This window comes from Legionella sp. PC1000 (assembly GCF_014109805.1).
In the GTDB taxonomy this organism is placed as follows: Bacteria; Pseudomonadota; Gammaproteobacteria; order Legionellales; family Legionellaceae; genus Legionella; species Legionella resiliens.
Window position 1 is genome coordinate 531,968 of record NZ_CP059400.1, and the last position, 17,435, is coordinate 549,402.

Genomic DNA, 17,435 nt, shown 5'->3' on the forward strand with positions numbered 1-17,435 from the left:
AATAGAGTGGGATTCTCCCAATGCTTTTTGTAGTTTCTGCTACACTCTATTTATATAAGAGTAGAAGAATAGCAAATGTAGTCTATATTAATTGAGCGTCAGATCTTTTTCGGATTGTGTTCGTGAAGTTAATAGTTGTATCTATTTTTTGCAGACAGACTCTAAGTCAGTTTCATTTGAAGTGCAGGGTATCGTATGGCTAAGAAATTAAAAACAATAGTTAAAAAAGGCACCACAACAACCACTAAAGAACAAAGTCTTCACTCAGATCATCATCCCCAACTATTCGGTAAAACATTAATCTGGAACATAGATAAAGATAATGCCAATGATGATTTGGAAATGAAAGCTTTTGCCATCGCCCAAAAAATTAACAAAGGAGAGGTTACGAGTGGCATGTTGCAGGAAGTACCTCATGATTCCCAAGAAAAATTAATCGCTAATATCCAGAAGTATTTAGATCCCAAGCAAAAATTGAGCATGAGGTACAATCAAAATGGTACTCATCCTTTTGGAAATCTCACGTTCAGTTGTAATCCAGTTACACCTACCCCTAATCAAGCATTAGAAAAAGATGTCAAAAAGCTACAACAAAAATATGAAGATTCAGGTGCATCTAAGGGACAGGTTTTAATCACATTAGTCGAAGATGAGAATGGCAAAAAAAGACTTTTGGTCAATGTGCATGCTGAAAGCCCTCCAAAACCTGGAGCTCCTCTAAGAACGCGTCATCCTCCAACTCCTCGAGTCGATCTTAATCAAGTGATGAAAGACATGGAGCAGTTCAGAAAAAATCATAGGGACATCGATGTGGTTGTGGGTGGCGATATGAATAAAGGACGTAAGAGTTTGCCTAAGGAAATGCCCAACTATCAATCGAATCCCAATTTTAGATATCAACACAGTGAACCGAATACGGCCTTTAAACAAGACGGTGCAGGTGTTGCCGTGGACGCTGTTTTCTCCACGGAACAAGGAGTTGATTTAAAAACACAAAAGGATATGAATTTTTTTAATAGAGATTTTGAGAAAGCATTTGATAAAAGCAAAAAAGAAAAAGAAAAATTAGCACAACAAGAAAAAATGAAGCCCGTGGTTGATTTACAAAAAAATCTTAAAAGCAGTCCTGCTTTTACTACTGCAACTGTGCATACGGGTAATTATCAGCAAAAAATTAAGCAAGATACCCAACAGGATTTTCCTGTAAAATTAGTTTTTCAAGATGCACGCCAAGCGCGACAATTTACCAATCACGTTGCATTAAGAGATAAGAAAAATTTATTTCAAAATGAAAATGAAATTTATCTCACTCAGGGAGCAGTTGCCAAGATATTAACCCTTGATATTAATCAACCAAAACTTGTATTTACTCATGTGCATCAAGGTGAAAAACTTTCTACACAAAGAAAAGAAGAGTTACAGCAAAGTTGTGTGGAACAAATAAAAGCAGTTACAGGGAAACAAATTTCTGCAGCACCCACTGTTCAATATGAAAATACTAAAATACGTCAAGATACACGTGGAGAAATAGACTATTCCATGAAACTGACCTTTGCGAATAAGGAGGAAGCTCGCGCGTTTAGTGATGCAATGGGTTATAAAAATAAAACTCTATTATTTCAAAAGGGTGATACAGTATATATCGCAAAAGAAGCTGAAGCTGATTTTCTTAAAAAGATGTGTAAAACGGAAAATACCGCAAGTTTCAAAACACATTTGGCAACGCTCAAATCATCCTCGCCACCACAATTATCTCAACCTAAAGAATCACCAGAAGAGATTGTGATGAGCGCACCTAAAAGTGCTAAGGGACCTCTATAAAATGAACTTTATTTTTATGGGTTTTCTTTTTCTTGTCGGAAGTGGTAATTCAATACCTAATGCTTCGAGAGGAAGGCTGTAGCTTTCTGGCGAAACCACTATCCGCTTCCTTTGGAAAACACTTCCATCATGCTGTTGCTCAGAATATAATTTTTTACTTCCCCCCGAAACAAGCAGCAAGCGTTACTGCATTCCTTGCAGGAAGCCAATGACCGTAATTTTCTCCATGCCAACGAAGGGTTTCCTTAAGTTTGGCGCGCACAACTTGCTGTGTAAGGCCTTCACGGCTAATCCACTGAGCACAGCGTTTTTTAATTTGCCTACGAATTTGGTTTCGGTTAAAAGAGTATCGGCAAGGGTTATACGCTTCATTTAAATTATCTGAGATATAGGGCTTGAGTAGATTTTCCCTAGTGACGTGCTTGGAAAACTCCCATTGATTTCCATTCAAAACCAGGATTGGAGGAAGTGTGCGTTTGCCAATTTTTACGCTATGGCCAAGATTCATATAAAATTTCCATCCAGCATAATTCGCTGATAAGTCTCCGTTGGAATAAACGCCATTAGCTAATGTGCCTAAATAAGTTTGTTCTAGGATTTGACCATATAAAACAATCGCAGCATGGGCTTGTTCCGCAGATTTTCCATGATCAAGATAATACATATAAATTTTGTAGTAGGTATGGCCCATCATGAAAAAATGGCCTAGCTTATCCGTACCAAAATAATAGCCATACATATTGATTGTGGGGGCAAGTCCAATTAAAAATACGGGAGACTGGGAAAAAACCAGCCAATAAACCGTTTTCCAAGGCAAGGCTTCTTTATAGAGTAGCGGTTTGGATTCTTTAGGTAAACGGCGCAACCAACGTGGAAAACCAGGACCAGTATATTTATATACCAAATCGGCGAGGTAGTTATCGTTACGACGTGATGCCAATTGTGATGCGGCATGTCGGCTACGTTGAGCCCTTGGTAGGAGCATTCGTATTTCAGAATTGGTTTGAGCAATCACTTTTTCAAGCACTTCATAAAGTCTGTAGCTTGCCGCCGGCCCGATGTCTTGCAGTTCGCCAGGTGGAAGGGTAAATTGATCGGTTTCTTCTGCTTGCGTTTGCTGTATTCCAAAAATGCTAATTAATACAATTAAAAAGAAAATCCTTGTAAACGCCATAGTTTCTTCCCTTTCCTAAATCATTAGGACATTAGAATACAAAAGCTTTCCCACTGTCTAGAAAAATTGATTATGTCATATAATTTTCAATGAATGGAGGATGAATAGCAGGACTTAACTTTAAGTTAAGGTTAAAGGTTTAATATATTAGTTATATAAAAGAAGATTGACTAATTTAGATAAATAAAACGAGTTATCTAATTAAAAGAATTTCAGCATTTATAATGCTATTGAGGTACCAATGTCAAAAAAGCAAAAAGTAAATACTGGGCAACATCTAGTTATCCCGAATCTCAATAAATACCTCAAATATCATAATTTGCCAATCAAGTTAGATGAAGATGGAATTTGCAATGCCTTGGCTACTTTATACATTCAATATGTATTAGAAGGAAAAGAAAAGGAATTTGTGACGCTTTTATCGGTTATTGCCCAAAAGATTCCTCCAACAAGTGATCTCGATGCAAAATTATTTAGTTTGGTAGAAAAAATAATTGCATTGCAAGTAAGCGATAGTCAAAGTACCCGCAATAAATACAGCCAATCTAACTCGCATGAGCAGATAGAAGTAAAAGGTAAAGAATTGCAATCGATTTTCCAAATAGGACTTAAAACAAGTTACAAAAATTGGGCTGAAATAATAAAACAAATTGATTTAAAACCAAATGAGGCAATGCGTGTTTGTTCTTTAGATCACGCTATTGCTATTGTACGTGACGGCAATGGATATAAAGTATATGACCCTAATAATTCGATAGTAAGTAAGCAATTCAATGATGTAACCAAGATGACGAAGTGGTTATCAAGTACAGCATATAATTTTTCGATACTTCCTTTTGGGCATACGACGCTTGATATGCATATAGATGTCATAAGCACTGATCTTCAAAGTGATAGAACATTTCCAGATAAGAAAACACTGTTGGATAAGTATTTAACACCAGTACAAAAAAAATTAAATCATAAGGTTGGTGGCGGCTTACACTTTGCTATGCGATATGATGACGCTGAGACTACTGAATATATTTTCAATGACAGTAAAACCCGATTATCGGATAGTGAACTTTCGAATGCCGGAGTGGTGGCAATCAGGTATGATTCAGCAAAGGCTCTTGAGAAACTCATACATAAACTACAAAAAGAGAATAAAGCTGAATTACTAGGGCCTTTGTTCATGGTTTCTTGTCAAGAGGGTAGTTATAGATGCTTTGAGAAGTTATTGCAAATAGAAGAAATAAGAGATCTGTACCATGAGCTTATTTCTGATGCTCATGAAATGATATTAAAAAGAGCTTTTGAAGGCCTGAATGAGTACTTAATAAGTAGAGTAGTGGATGACGTTCTAAATAAACATACTGCCAGTGTTTTTACTCCGGAATTCCTATCTGAGTTGATTGATATCTCTATTAAGGAGAAAAATTATCAAGGTGTCAAACTTCTTGCGGAAAAAATTAATGGTTTGGATAAAAAAATTGATGATCCAGAGGAGCGATTAAGATTTTTAAAGCACGCAATAAAGCAAAATGATCCTTTAATGGTTCGAGTATTAATCGAAAAGCTTAAAATGACAAAAGAAGAGTTAAATTGTCTGAGTATAAGCATGACCATGATAAATAAACAAAATGTTGAAATATTCACCATATTAAAAGGGAAGGGTTATGAGTTTTCGTCTCAAGCTGCTGATTTAATCGAAAGAAAACAAAAGAACAGTATTGGTTTTTTGAAGAGTTTGGGCATGGCATTGGTTTGTTTTTCAGAGTTCCTTTTACAGCAGAACAAAATTAAAATAGATGAGAAAAAAATCGAATTGTTTTCTTTTTTCAAAAAGCAATTTGGAGGGATCGTAAAACCTACTGAAGGGATATCAGAAAAAAATCATGTTGATTTATCGATTAAAACATCGTAGATCGTAATAGCCTTCTATGAAACAGTTTTATTTAAAGTGGGTTGGGGTTGGCGCATAAAAGTCAAGGAAGGCTCTGATCTTAGGCAGTTCCGACCCGTGAGGCTGATAAAAAGTAAAAATTTCATATCGTTTAAATTCGATTTCTGGAAGAACTTGGATTAGCGTTTTTTCCTTAAGTGCATGTTCAACCAACCGCTCACCTGTTAAAAAGAGACCTATTCCGTTTTTACATGCCTGGTTTAGCGCATTAAAATCATCCATAAAAAGTATTGGTTTGGGACAGGGTAGGTGCATTCCATTTTCTAGCGGGAGTTCTGTGGCTGGTTTCCTTAAGCTATGCGAAATAAAAGGAAATGACATGAGATCAGAGGCCTGAGTCGGCATGCCATATTTTTCAATTAAGCATGGGGCTGCACAAAGGATATTAGTAACAGGGCGCATCTTTCTATATTTTAACTGATCGGTAAAAGGTGGAATCTCGGGAAAGCCAACCATTACATCGATGTCTTTTCGTGCCAAATCATTGTCGTGCTCAGAAAATAAAAACTCACACTCAAGTAAGGGGTATCGCTCCATAAAATCAGTAAGCCGGTCTAAAATTAACTCACGTGCAAGAATGGTCGAAACCAAAATAGTAATTTGTCCCTGAGGAACTGTGTGTCGTGATTCAACAAACTGCTCGATGCGTTGGGTTTCTTGAAGCAATCGCTGACATTTTTCCAGAAGCAGGATACCAAATAAAGTCAGCTGAACCTTACGTGTATCTCGAATAAAGAGTTTGTCATCCAATTGATATTCCAGATTTTTAATTTGCTTGCTCACAGCGGTTGCCGTGATACCCAGCTCCTCTGCGGCGCGATTGTAATTGAGATACTCTGCAACTTTTATGAAACATCTTAATTGAGAAAGATTAAACACAATAAATAATTAGCTGTTAAACATATGTATTATTATAAACTAATAGTTCATAATTGCGGAAATAATGTTGATTAATATTGGAACAATTAATGTGTAGAATATAAATAAATCAAAGCACTTAGAGGTTTATTATGAAATATCAATATCATCATGTGGGAATACCGGTCACTGAACCTCGTCCAGGCGAGCGTTATAGTTCGGTTATGGACATGTACACCTCAGGAGGAGAGTTACCTGGTCGAATTCAATATCATCGGTTTGGCCCTAATTGTCCCTTACATGAATTGATTCAAACTCAACCGCATATAGCGTATAAGGTTGATAGCATTAATGAAGCGATAAAAGGAAAACATGTTCTTCTGGAACCCTATGTTCCGTTAAAAAATTTTAAAGTGGCTATGGTCGAGGAACATGGGGCCATCATTGAGTTCATTGAAACAAGCTTGTCTGAAGATGAAATATGGGATGACTCAAAGCACCAGGATTCAATGTTGTACCCTAAAGAATAAGCCTGGCTGCTTGCAGCCAGGATCTATTGGGATTCATCCTAAGCGCATCTTGGTTGCCTCCAGTTCATCGTATTTTAAATGAAAATCAAATAATATCAGTAATGTTAAAAACTGATAAAATGTTTACATTATCATACCCAATGATTTAAAATGCGCCAATTTGATCAATGTTGAGGTTGTTTTATGTTTGGTAAATTGTTAGAAAGTTCAATAAGGCTAAGTATGCGGTATTACTCCAACCAAGTGTATGAAACTGCAGTAAGTCTTTTCCATCAAGTTGAACGATTTGGATTGGGTTATACTAGGGAATTTATCCAAGATCCTAAAGCGATGCTCCAAACATTAATCACTGAAGCACGAAGCAGTAAAGAAGGTTATAGTGTGATTAGCTTGGGATATTTGGGTGGAAACTATGCAGTAATTACCCCAAGGTCTCAGCCTCAGCTGGTTGAACTAATCAATCAATTTGACAAAGAACAATCGAGCCGCAAGGGGCATGCCTCGTTTAAATTTTTTTCTGGGAACGATTTTTTTATTATTTCAGATATTGGACATGATGCGATGGTATCGAGAAAAAACCTCTCTCGTTTTCTTACCCCATCACGACTTGCTTATCCCACGATCACAGAAATTGAAAAAACGGTAGCTGTTGATGCAGACATTCCAACCAGGCATACAGTCTGCGGCATTGTTCGGGCTGTTATGGTAGAAAATATGCTCGGTATCAAACGATTACCGGACGATACTTATGATGTAATGGAGTCATATAGAAATGATGTAAAGCGGTGGGGCGCATTTCCCTTTCCTGAATTACTTAATTTTATGCCAAGTTTAAGAAAAAAACGGGATGTTTACCGTGCTTTTTCAAGCAGTATTTTAGAGCATGAATTCAAAAATGTGGTTGAAGTACTTCATCAAGATGCTCATCCAGGAAATGCTAATTTAATTGCTGCCTCTATAGTTAGTTTATTTAAAGAAGAAAATTCAGGGTTTACCGAGGAAGAGCTGGCATCAGCTTTAAAATCTTTGAGTACTCAGGAGATTAGAAGATATTTTGAAAACCCCATTGTTCAATCCTTACCGATGATTCTAAAAGCTGCAGATAACCTCACTGATGCAATTGTACTCTGTCTCGAACAAATTGCAGCAGACCCTAAAAAATTTGAAATGCTTCATGATGAAATTGAAAGATCCCATTTTGTGCTGGATGAACAGTTAGATATTAGAGCTCTTAAATCATTGCCTGTGTTAGATGCTTTTTATAAAGAGTCAGTTCGGTTTGATGCACCTGCGGCAGTACCCAGATATACCCAAAAAGGATATTCATCTGATTCAATGACCATCCCTCCCAATACAATGATTATATTTGATTTGCATGCTTTAGCTAAAGGAGAGCAATACTGGACTAATCCAAATGAATTTGACCCGACACGTTTTTTGCAAGCGGAGCAACAACACGTTGATGAAGAGGGGGAAATGAGCGTTAAAAACAACCATCATACAATAGGCCAATTCCCATTTGTCCCTTTTTCGGTGGGCATGCGTAATTGTCCAGCATTTGCAGTGACCGAGGTTTTATTTAAAGTGGCTATTGCGAAATTTGTTTCAGACTACCAACTTCAATTTGTTAAAAAAGGCAGTGATGATTCAACCTTGCATATTACCTCCCAAGATAAATCTTTTAAATTAACACAATAGAACCTTGAACGAGTAAGTTTAGGATGGAGCAGGACCCGACCCTAAACTTGCCGAACTGACATTAGCGATTTGTTTATAATGGGATTTAAGCAATTCATCGAGCGTGTTTAACTCATTGAGAGGTTTTTTTGCTGATTCTGTGAGTGCACTGAATTTTTTTGTTCCTTCGGGGGATAACTGATGTAAATCTCCCAAAGTCAGGTATAGAGGGCTATGTACTTCAGTAATCGTACAATAAACTATTGATTCAGAGGTGTTAGGCTTTTTTACGGTTAATTGATAGATGTGCACAGCGGCTGATTTTTCAGCCGTATTCATCTTGTTTTTTGCAATCTCAGGTAATTCAGTAATGCCAAAATATACATCTTCTTTTGCCAGATCAATTCCATCGTCTTTAATTGTTTGTCCAATAGTGCTTCCACTGACAATTTTATTATGTGTCTCTTTCAACCAAAGGGGAACTGGTAAAGAGAAATGAACAACTGCAAGAGTTCGCATGACACCATTTGAATTTAAATTGGATATACGAACATTGTTTTCTTGTAAAATGAGCTCTACTCCATAGTTGCCAAATATGAGTTTAATTCGTTGACTGTTTAGCAAACCCTGCATCTTCTCAAGTTCATCGAGTTTCCTACACGTCATGTGTTGATTTACTTTCTTACCTGGCTGGAAAAAAGTGTCAATTTTGGAAGTTGAGGTAGTTACTTTGGAATACATTTAAAAATCCGTAAGCTTAAAATATTTCAGAGACTGGATGTTTTACCCTTTGGGATAGTGCAAGTCAATATATGGATGGTGAAGAGGCTACCTTGTTTTGAAGAAAGTACAATCAAAATAAACGGAACCTGGTTGCAAGCAACCAGGTTCCTTAAATATGGGATGACTAAAAGAACCAGGAATTCAATGGTGTATCCTAAAGAATAAGCTTAGCCAGGGGCCGTATTACGGTCAGTTATATATGAAAATAGCAAGATCATATATAATTTCTAATGTGAGGACGACCTCACCCATTATGGTTGCATGCGGGACGGCCCGATTTTGAAAGGAGGGCTGTATGGCATGGGTTCTATTGGTTTTCGCTGGTGTATTTGAAGTAGTCTGGGCTTTTTCCTTGAAGCAATCCCTTGGTTTTACCAGGATTTTGCCTAGTATCATCACCATTATAACAATGATTGCGAGTTTTGTTCTCTTATCAATATCCATGAAAACTCTTTCATTGGGAACAGCTTACACGATTTGGACCGGTATCGGGGCTGTTGGTGCGTTCCTGGTTGGTCTCATCATTTTGGGTGAACCTGTAAATACCATGCGAGTTGTTGCAGCAGTACTGATTGTATCTGGCGTATTGATGATGAAGTTGTCTTCATAGATAGAAGGCGTAGCCAGCATAGTTTGAGTACCAAACAGGTAAAACCAATTAACAGAAAATCTGTTAATTGGTTGGAGTATGTAAATTAAATCAAGTATACATCGTGTATTGGATTTCTTTGAATCGAGCTTCATCCTCTTCTTGCATTTTTTTAGCAGCTTGCAACTCCTCTTGCTCTTGTTCTTGCTGGGTTTTTAGTTTCATGAGTTCAATCATATTTTGAGTTTTTAATTCCTGCAAAATACCAGCTAATAAAAGGTCGGTAGTCGTTTGCAAACTGATTTCTTGAGGTTGTTGTGTTTTTTGTGCTCCTTGCATTTCTGAGGAGGGGATAATGTGTTTTTGATTAAAAAAACGTTGAGAACTCGAGTTAGAATCAGGTTGTTTTGATTTATTGTTTCCATTTTTTAGACGAGATTTTTCTTTTTTATCCATGGTGATCTCCTTTTCCTTGTGAGTCCCCTTCAGATTAATATAAATATTGACTTAAATGCAAATGTTTTTTTCAATGTTAATAAATTTTGTTGTATTGTTGCCAATATTATTCATATTGATGTTATATGTCCTACTTGGTTTAATTTTTAGTAATGCATGTCATTGGAACAATGAACTGAAAATAATACGTAAAGTTAATGAACTGAATAACACTATTCCTATTTGTCCGAAATATAATGTAAATTTGCACAATTAAATTAAAATTAAATGTCAGAATCGATTAAATTTGTTGTAACCGGAGAAAGCGCCGGAATGGTTGAAGTGATTATTGATAATACTTCATCAGAACTTACCGCAACATTCATCTATAAGCCAGATCCAGAAACGCCTATCCCAAAAGAAATGTTATTAGGTTATCGCGATTCATCTGGGAAAGGTCATATGATTTCCATGACAGAGGAGCATGGTCAATGGGTCGCAAGAAGGTCCATCGATCCAAATGAAAGCAGCGATTTTTTCATGCATCCCAATGTGAAACCAGGAGAATTGGCCCAAAAACCTAATATTATCAATAAAATTGCCTTATCCGATGGAAAAATTGTCACATCTGTGTACGAAAATCCTGAATTGGCCAAGAAAAATAAAGGAATCATGCAAAAACGTGTGCTTAATGCACAAGGGACTTTAAGCGATCCAGGAGACGAACATTATCCATTAGGGTTTGGCGAGCAGTGGGTAGAAGTTTATTTTCCAGCGGGTTATAGGGCTTCAGACACTAAAGAATACAACATTCAAGTAATGCTGGATGGGGAGATGCACTTATCCCAGGATGCTTTTGGAAATAGCATGGGGACCAGGGATATTTTAGATAATTTAATTGCTGAAGGAAAAATGGAGCCCGTCATTGCTGTATTTGTATCGCCTACACAACCTACCATGGAAATGGGGAAATGGGTATCAATGCCGCGACTTAAAGAATATGGTTGTGACCTGCAAACGGATGCGATGCTTACTAAAATTCCAGGCGCACTTAGAGATGCGGGTATCCCAGTTACACGGGATCCTCAAAAAATAGGTATATGTGGCCAAAGTATGGGGGGGCTTCAAGCACTGTATACTGCTAAAATGCATCCTGATATTTATGGACAAGTGATTGCTCAATCGCCTGCGGTTTGGTGGGGACCGTCCTCTCTGCGATTGATGGGTGAAGAAGTGGTTGTTCCTGTACGATATGAGGATGAGCAAACTTGGCGTGCCCCTTTAGCAAATAAGCAAGAGCAACAATATTTATTGCATATGTTACAGACGGGTTATGATGTGCTTTCCATGCGAGAAGTACCGAAAGGAGAACCCCATATTTATCTTCAAGCGGGAACCAATGAAACAGGTGACCGTGGCTTAGGTGAGGAACCCTTGACTCAAGCAACTATGTCATTAGCTCAAGCGTTACATATTGAATGCAGACTGCACAATGGGGGACATACTGCAGAATCCTGGGCAACCGGACTTGCCATACAGCTGCCTCAGGCACATCCTAAACTGACTGCTTTGCAGGATAATCCGCTTGATTCAGTACCAAAGACCGAATCAGGAGCAATTGATTTAACTAAAGCGGAGCGTATTGCTGAAGGAGGCACTCATATACTTTATCGATTCCCAGAAGCTCCTTTTGTTATTAAAGTAATGAAACAAAATCCCAACCCTAAAGAGCTTGAAGAGTTAGAGAAAAAATATGCTGTTTTATATGCGTGTTTTGACAAAGAGGGAAAACAGCGATGCATTCGCGAGCAGCATATTACCCTTCCAGTACAGCTTCCAGGAAAAGAGCCTAGAGATATCGCGTTATCAATCGTTCCCTACGAAAAATGCTTCAAATCTAAAATAAAATTTGATTTTAAAATAGAACCTGCTGAACTGGACCCTTACTTAACAGAGCACAATAAAGAGTTGTTCGGCAAAGTAAATAAAACGCTGATACATAAAAATGACTCTGAATCCAGTTTTGATCTTAATGATTATCCGATCATTGATGAACGAATCGGTGCAATTTTGCAACGTTTAGAACGTGATCCTACGCTCAGAGACGTAATGGTTGAGTTTCTAACTCACTATCGGGATTTTTATCAAAAGACAGGGATTATCATGGATGCTATGGGATTTGAAAATATCCTATTCTTCAAAGATGACCGTGGTGATTGGCAATTTAAAGTAGGCAGCGTAATCAAACACGATACTGGGAAATACACGAACGAATTATTTGATGCACTACATCATGGAATGAATGTTGATTTGGATAATTTTGTTAACTTTACTCATGCTTATTTTTCACCTGCAAATATTAGGGCTGTTAATGTATGTGCAATGAAACTTGGACTGGAGCCTGTTATTCATGATGTGATAATTGATTCACAGGATTTATTTAAAGTATCCCAGGCACTATCGATACCAGAACGGATGCTTGCTTATGCGCGACATGGTGATTTTGAAAAAATAAAACAAATTCTCCAGGAACATAAAGGCGAGCTAAGCTTTAGTAGCAGGGATTTCTGGGCATATTCTTTAATCGCTGATGAATACATCAAACATGCGCAGCCACCTGAAGCCCTGCAGACTTATCTCACTATTGTGAGTCAATTACCCGTGATTTTGCCTGAAAATAAAGAGGATGCAAAACAGGTGTGTGATACAAAAATAGCAATTACTGAGCGTAAAAACGTGCATGATAAGAAAATAGCTCTCCATGAAGAATTCACAAAGTGCATGCCTGATTTTAAATTTAGGCGCTCAATTTCAGGGGAAAGGACCTACGAGATAGAGACCGTAACCCACAATTATAAAAAACAATTGCAACAAACAAAATCTGCGGACGCTCATGATAGCCCGCTTTTCACTCTGGAGCAGTAACAGCAATAGGGCCTATTTATGAATATGAGTTGTAGAACTCCTAAAAATAGGTCAGTATTCCATTAATTTTTTAAAATATCCCATATAATGCTGTTTGAAAAAAAATTAACGCAGGGAGAGCGAGGGATGAGTGGCGCAAGGTGTCCAAAGGTACAACCAAAGGAGCAGGATCCCCAATTAACTTATAAACAAAAGTTTAATATTGATGTTGCCAGTGGGTTAATTGCAGGGGTATCCAACTCAGGGCTTTTTAATCCATGGGATCGTGCTTTGTATTTATCCGTGAAATATAACCGTCCTTTTCTATCAATGCAAAATTTTAAATCCCCATATCAGGGGTTATCTCAGGCATTAGTGCAACGCGCATTTCTTGGAAGTATTTACTATATTGCTCAGGGAGAACTTAAAGCGTACCTTTTTCCTTATCTGCATCATAATTTAGGTTTTAGTCAAACAGCCGCCCAATTTTATGTAGGCATGGCTGCAGGAAGCATTGGAGGAGCATTAACCAACAGTATTTCTGCTGTCAAATATCATACATGGGGGCAAGAAAGCGCATCCTTTCGTTCCAGCGTTTGTGACATGTGGACTCTTGGAGGTCTTAAACCTTTTTTAAAGGGAACTTCGGCAACAATGACACGCGACATGGTCTTTGGAAGTACTTACGAAATGTTACGTAGTTTGATGCAAACAACCAGTAAAAAATCAGAAAATAAAATACCCGGATCGAATCAGTCGTATGTTGATTTTCTCTATAATGCAAGCGCAGCTGCAGTCGCTACCATTGCATCAAGTCCATTCAATTACGTTCGCAACATGCAATATGCAACGTCTCCAAATCTCAAACCGCCCTCTGCATGTGAGGCATTCACTAAAGTGTGGAATGAATCAAAAACACCACCACAATCCTTCTTAAGTCAATTGAGTTTTTTGCAGCAACGATTCAGAATTGGATGGGGTACAGCGCGAGTTGCATTTGGAATGGCTGTTGGTCAAAAATTGTTTGATTACACTCAAGCACGCTTGAGTAACTTATTCTCAGATACCGCAGAGAACAGTTTGAAAAAATAATCAACTACGAAAATGTAGCTAGGGTTAGCCAGATAAATCAAAATTATTCCCCTGCTTTTTTATCCAATATTTACTTAAAAATAGGAGAGATTTTAAATGAATCGATATACGGGAGAATGTTTATGTGGGACATGCCGCTATGTGATTACCGGGCAAAAGCCCGCAGCAATGTATTTATGTCATTGCAGTCGATGTAGAAAAGAAACTGGCTCGATTCATGGGGCTAGTGTTTTTTTTGATGATGCTCAATTAACTTGGGAGAGTGGTGAAAAAAATATCGGCTATTTCAAACTGAAAGATACCAGAAAAGAACGTATGTTTTGCAAGACGTGTGGATGCCCGCTCCCTAGACAAGATAAAAAAGGCAATGTTGTTTTACCCGCAGGGACACTGGATAATGATACTTATCTAGAACCAACCGCTCATATTTTCTATACAAGTCGGTCCTCCTGGGAAGACAAACTAATGCATTTGCCGCGATTTGATGAGTTGCCAAAATGAGACTGAAGTATATAAATGAAGCCAGTCCAGAGCTGAGTGAAAAAGATGATTCGCTTAAGGAAGATGCATGGGTGGATTTAAATAGTCCATTCTGATTTCAAATATACCTGTTTGCATATTGTTTACTATAATATGATTAATTTAATATCATTTTATAGGAGAGCAGATATGTGGAAAAAAGGCGCCTCATTAAAGGGCGGAAGCAGCTTTTTTATACAGAACTCCTCCCGCCGATTCTCTACTGCTGTAGATTACATTTTTAAACTCGATTCCAACATGTGGTCGACATCAAGAAGCAAAAGAGGGCAACTTTCTTATCTCCCAATGTCTTATGGCGGGAGTGTGTTAACACCATCAAATGCTCTATGGAAATTAAGAACGCTTGCAGCAACAAATTGTTTGGCAAGAACAATGAGTGTCAGCGAATTTGACCTGGACTTTCCACTTTTTGAAGGGACTTCAGCTAAAGTTCCTACAGGATTGCGTGGTCATTCTCAATTAGTGAAATTTCTGGAGGATGGAACTGTAGATGAAAAAAAAACAACAAGCGCTTTTAAGGGGCATCATAAACAGACTGGTGAAGGATTTGAAGGCTCTGCACTGTCTTTTTCCCATCAATGGACTATCTATCATTTTTGTACGCTTGTTTCCGGAAAAACAAGTATTGTTTTGGCCGATCAAACAGTGATCCCTGATAATTTTATGTTTGTCCAAGGAGCTGAAGAAGAAGCAACAGGATATGATCCCTCAGGTAGTCCAGATACATTTACTTTCGAGCATGAGGTAACGGTGCAAGATGTGCCATTAATCGCTATTCCAGGAAGATTACATCGACAAGGAATAAATCTGGTATTTTCTGCTAATCCCTATTTTATTGATCTGAAGAACAATGTAATACCAGAAGAAATAAAATCACTTGCAAGACAAGCCACCCAAAGTTATCTAATAGCAAGTGCAATACAAAGAACGGGAAAACCAATACCAGGCCATCCTTATATCACTATGGAAGAGGCTGCGATGCAACAAAAAAAAGTAATAGCTCAAAATATTAGCGTACTAGTTGAAACATTCGATATGACCTCTAAGGAAAAGGATACCTATTATGTACTGCTTCAGGAAGCGAGGGGGCAAAGACAGACAGTCCATTATACCCGTATTGAAGTTGAAGAAGAGCCAAAGGAGCAGTCATTGGAAGCAGGTGAAAGCACAGTAAAAATAGAAGAGATTACAGATGAGGAAGCTGAAGCACTAGAAAAGAGCATGTTAGATGAAGATACTGGACCAAAAATTAAGAGTTGAATAAATATTTATACTCAAAATGATTTCAAAATCTTGAGAATAGAATGTGGTTTTTGAAAGTAAATTTGCTAACTTGAGTAAATTTTATTAAAATCATTCTGCTTTATTGGGTATTCTATTAATTTTAGATGAGTATATTTATGATGATGAAGTCAATGATTAGGCCATTTGCGTCTCGAAGTTCTACTTTTTTTCAATCTTCTTTACAGAGATATGGTCGATCATACAGTGAAGCTGCGTATAAAGTTCGCTTAATGGAAAAAAATGGCGATAGAATTGGGGTAATCACCTCAAAAGAAAATGATATTGAAAAACTATCAAAATTAAAAGAAGAATTAGCAGCGAAAGATTACGAAGTTTACTCTGTAAAACCAGATGAAATTATGGTTGTACAAAATAAAGGTAAATTTCTAAAAGACATTGATGAGGCTGCAAAATTGGTTGAAGAGAATACCTCTAAATTTCAACCTTAGTTTTTAGAGCAGTTATTTCCACGTTAATTTTTAAAACTCTTGGAATGTTGGTGAGCCCTGAACCGTTCACCAATCACCTGGATTTTTTCGATATTCGTCATTTTATATTTTAATTCCAACCCACAAAAAATATTTTTAAACTAAGGAAGCATGCAATATTCACGGTGATCAATATATATTCTATAATGTCAAACTTGGAGCACTTGAGAGAATAGGAATATGACGAAACCCATTATTGTCGCTACTAAAAAAAGCGAATTTTTTATAACTATTGCTAAAAACGGTATTCATAGTTTTGTCATGCTGGGGGTTATGGTAGATGGAAAACCTGAACTTTTAGCGAAGGTAGGTAAAGGGAATGTTATCGATGAAGACTTCGGAATAAGTTGTACTCACCTGTATGGAAAAATTTTGGGAAGTCATTCTGATGCGTCATTAATGGATGAAAGGAGGAATAGAAGAGACGCAGCCATTAGTTATCAAGCATACTCCATAACGTATGAGCACTATTTAGAATTTTTAGCGATAACAAGAGATATTCATCAGAATCAGCTTGAATACTATAAAGAAAGAAAAGTTCGAAACGTCCCATTGGAGCAATTAACCTATCCAGAAAAAGGTGTACATTATCTTAGACGTGGCATCAAATGTTATATTCCAGAAGAAGAACCTTCAGGACGAATCACATTCAGACATCAAAAAGTTGTTACTTTTGGCAAGGCAAGCACTTTTAGTAATGCGCAAATTCGTCAAGGTATCATTGAAGGGGCAAGAGAAATTAATGCATCGAACACATGTCGTACTACAGCATGTGATATTCTTAATTACACCTTACAATATTCTCCTAATGTTCCTTCTTTATTTGTTTTTGGGTTTGATTACAAAATAAATTTGGTAGGAGGACAACTACCTCAAAATGGATTTTATATTCTTCCACCACCACCAAATTGTTTTAAGGTAAATCCTACTCAAAGAGAAGTGCTCAACGAACTGTATCAAAAACTTCTGGATCTTCCCACGAATCATCCCAATTTAGGGGTTACACGACAAAAATTTGACAAATTAAAACACCTGTATCAAGAAATAGCAGGTGAACCTCAATTATCATTGAATGAACTTTTAACTAAAATTACGGATCACAGAACATGCAATTACTCCTTGTTTAATGTTCGTAGAAGTCGAAGTATTTTTAGCGGCTTGGTTGAAGCACTTGGGTTTAAAACAGGCACCCAACAAGCTTATGACCGAATGACAAAAACGGTAACTGAAGAAATCGAAAAGGAACATAGTGCGACGCCATAACATATAAAAGAGAAAATGCCCCTCAGATGATTTTCTGCTTATTCAATGGACA

General features: G+C 37.4%; 15 protein-coding genes. 11 read left to right on the plus strand and 4 right to left on the minus strand.

The features are described 5' to 3' along the window. The first annotated feature begins 195 nt into the window (after nucleotides 1–195). Nucleotides 196–1,821 carry a hypothetical protein gene (locus FOLKNPGA_RS02305; protein ID WP_182351566.1) on the plus strand — a complete coding sequence of 542 codons (1,626 nt, stop codon included), beginning with the start codon at nucleotides 196–198 and terminating at the stop codon, nucleotides 1,819–1,821. A 154-nt stretch (nucleotides 1,822–1,975) separates the two neighbouring features. On the opposite strand, the gene FOLKNPGA_RS02310 is transcribed toward FOLKNPGA_RS02305, so the two are convergent. Beyond that, nucleotides 1,976–2,995 carry a hypothetical protein gene (locus tag FOLKNPGA_RS02310; protein ID WP_182351567.1) on the minus strand — a complete coding sequence of 340 codons (1,020 nt, stop codon included), beginning with the start codon at nucleotides 2,993–2,995 and terminating at the stop codon, nucleotides 1,976–1,978. Between the two features lie 241 nt (nucleotides 2,996–3,236). Here FOLKNPGA_RS02310 and FOLKNPGA_RS02315 point away from each other — a divergent pair, with 241 nt between their 5' ends. Beyond that, nucleotides 3,237–4,901: a hypothetical protein gene (locus FOLKNPGA_RS02315; protein WP_182351568.1), complete on the plus strand. Its 1,665-nt coding sequence runs from the start codon at nucleotides 3,237–3,239 to the stop codon at nucleotides 4,899–4,901. Nucleotides 4,902–4,928: 27 nt separating this feature from the next. On the opposite strand, the gene FOLKNPGA_RS02320 is transcribed toward FOLKNPGA_RS02315, so the two are convergent. Next, nucleotides 4,929–5,819 carry a LysR family transcriptional regulator gene (locus tag FOLKNPGA_RS02320; RefSeq protein ID WP_182351569.1) on the minus strand — a complete coding sequence of 297 codons (891 nt, stop codon included), beginning with the start codon at nucleotides 5,817–5,819 and terminating at the stop codon, nucleotides 4,929–4,931. Between the two features lie 131 nt (nucleotides 5,820–5,950). On the opposite strand from FOLKNPGA_RS02320, the gene FOLKNPGA_RS02325 reads away from it, so the two are divergent. After that, nucleotides 5,951–6,328, plus strand: a complete 378-nt coding sequence (locus tag FOLKNPGA_RS02325; protein WP_182351570.1) for a helicase — start codon at nucleotides 5,951–5,953, stop codon at nucleotides 6,326–6,328. Nucleotides 6,329–6,511: 183 nt separating this feature from the next. Further along, nucleotides 6,512–8,026 (plus strand): cytochrome P450, encoded by a 1,515-nt coding sequence (locus tag FOLKNPGA_RS02330; protein ID WP_182351571.1) that lies wholly within the window; start codon nucleotides 6,512–6,514, stop codon nucleotides 8,024–8,026. Between the two features lie 18 nt (nucleotides 8,027–8,044). On the opposite strand, the gene FOLKNPGA_RS02335 is transcribed toward FOLKNPGA_RS02330, so the two are convergent. Beyond that, nucleotides 8,045–8,746, minus strand: coding sequence for a hypothetical protein (locus FOLKNPGA_RS02335; RefSeq protein ID WP_182351572.1), 702 nt, complete (start codon nucleotides 8,744–8,746; stop codon nucleotides 8,045–8,047). A gap of 337 nt (nucleotides 8,747–9,083) precedes the next feature. Here FOLKNPGA_RS02335 and FOLKNPGA_RS02340 point away from each other — a divergent pair, with 337 nt between their 5' ends. Further along, nucleotides 9,084–9,398 (plus strand): multidrug efflux SMR transporter, encoded by a 315-nt coding sequence (locus FOLKNPGA_RS02340; protein ID WP_182351573.1) that lies wholly within the window; start codon nucleotides 9,084–9,086, stop codon nucleotides 9,396–9,398. 90 nt (nucleotides 9,399–9,488) lie between these two features. Here FOLKNPGA_RS02340 and FOLKNPGA_RS02345 read toward each other — a convergent pair whose 3' ends face one another. Next, the gene (locus FOLKNPGA_RS02345; protein ID WP_182351574.1) at nucleotides 9,489–9,833 is read right to left on the minus strand and encodes a hypothetical protein; all 345 of its coding nucleotides are present in this window, start codon (nucleotides 9,831–9,833) and stop codon (nucleotides 9,489–9,491) included. A gap of 267 nt (nucleotides 9,834–10,100) precedes the next feature. Between FOLKNPGA_RS02345 and FOLKNPGA_RS02350 the strand changes: the two genes are divergently transcribed. From FOLKNPGA_RS02350 to FOLKNPGA_RS02375, 6 genes are all read left to right on the plus strand, one after another. Next, entirely contained in the window at nucleotides 10,101–12,737 is a 2,637-nt protein-coding gene (locus FOLKNPGA_RS02350; RefSeq protein WP_182351575.1) for an esterase family protein, read from the plus strand. 126 nt (nucleotides 12,738–12,863) lie between these two features. After that, nucleotides 12,864–13,808: a hypothetical protein gene (locus FOLKNPGA_RS02355; protein ID WP_182351576.1), complete on the plus strand. Its 945-nt coding sequence runs from the start codon at nucleotides 12,864–12,866 to the stop codon at nucleotides 13,806–13,808. A 96-nt stretch (nucleotides 13,809–13,904) separates the two neighbouring features. Continuing rightward, complete coding sequence (locus tag FOLKNPGA_RS02360) at nucleotides 13,905–14,309, plus strand: GFA family protein (protein WP_182351577.1); 405 nt, start codon at nucleotides 13,905–13,907, stop codon at nucleotides 14,307–14,309. A 168-nt stretch (nucleotides 14,310–14,477) separates the two neighbouring features. Next, entirely contained in the window at nucleotides 14,478–15,608 is a 1,131-nt protein-coding gene (locus FOLKNPGA_RS02365) for a hypothetical protein (RefSeq protein ID WP_182351578.1), read from the plus strand. A 254-nt stretch (nucleotides 15,609–15,862) separates the two neighbouring features. Next, nucleotides 15,863–16,081, plus strand: a complete 219-nt coding sequence (locus tag FOLKNPGA_RS02370; protein ID WP_220471046.1) for a hypothetical protein — start codon at nucleotides 15,863–15,865, stop codon at nucleotides 16,079–16,081. Between the two features lie 219 nt (nucleotides 16,082–16,300). Then, nucleotides 16,301–17,383 carry a hypothetical protein gene (locus FOLKNPGA_RS02375; RefSeq protein ID WP_182351580.1) on the plus strand — a complete coding sequence of 361 codons (1,083 nt, stop codon included), beginning with the start codon at nucleotides 16,301–16,303 and terminating at the stop codon, nucleotides 17,381–17,383. Nucleotides 17,384–17,435: the final 52 nt, after the last annotated feature.

Coding starts and splice junctions, on each gene's coding strand:
- FOLKNPGA_RS02375 (WP_182351580.1), top strand. CDS start 16,301: ATGACGAAACCCATTATTGTCGCTACTAAAAAAAGCGAATTTTTTATA.
- FOLKNPGA_RS02335 (WP_182351572.1), bottom strand. CDS start 8,746: ATGTATTCCAAAGTAACTACCTCAACTTCCAAAATTGACACTTTTTTC.
- FOLKNPGA_RS02315 (WP_182351568.1), top strand. CDS start 3,237: ATGTCAAAAAAGCAAAAAGTAAATACTGGGCAACATCTAGTTATCCCG.
- FOLKNPGA_RS02365 (WP_182351578.1), top strand. CDS start 14,478: ATGTGGAAAAAAGGCGCCTCATTAAAGGGCGGAAGCAGCTTTTTTATA.
- FOLKNPGA_RS02340 (WP_182351573.1), top strand. CDS start 9,084: ATGGCATGGGTTCTATTGGTTTTCGCTGGTGTATTTGAAGTAGTCTGG.
- FOLKNPGA_RS02355 (WP_182351576.1), top strand. CDS start 12,864: ATGAGTGGCGCAAGGTGTCCAAAGGTACAACCAAAGGAGCAGGATCCC.
- FOLKNPGA_RS02325 (WP_182351570.1), top strand. CDS start 5,951: ATGAAATATCAATATCATCATGTGGGAATACCGGTCACTGAACCTCGT.
- FOLKNPGA_RS02330 (WP_182351571.1), top strand. CDS start 6,512: ATGTTTGGTAAATTGTTAGAAAGTTCAATAAGGCTAAGTATGCGGTAT.
- FOLKNPGA_RS02345 (WP_182351574.1), bottom strand. CDS start 9,833: ATGGATAAAAAAGAAAAATCTCGTCTAAAAAATGGAAACAATAAATCA.
- FOLKNPGA_RS02370 (WP_220471046.1), top strand. CDS start 15,863: ATGGAAAAAAATGGCGATAGAATTGGGGTAATCACCTCAAAAGAAAAT.
- FOLKNPGA_RS02350 (WP_182351575.1), top strand. CDS start 10,101: ATGTCAGAATCGATTAAATTTGTTGTAACCGGAGAAAGCGCCGGAATG.
- FOLKNPGA_RS02360 (WP_182351577.1), top strand. CDS start 13,905: ATGAATCGATATACGGGAGAATGTTTATGTGGGACATGCCGCTATGTG.
- FOLKNPGA_RS02305 (WP_182351566.1), top strand. CDS start 196: ATGGCTAAGAAATTAAAAACAATAGTTAAAAAAGGCACCACAACAACC.
- FOLKNPGA_RS02310 (WP_182351567.1), bottom strand. CDS start 2,995: ATGGCGTTTACAAGGATTTTCTTTTTAATTGTATTAATTAGCATTTTT.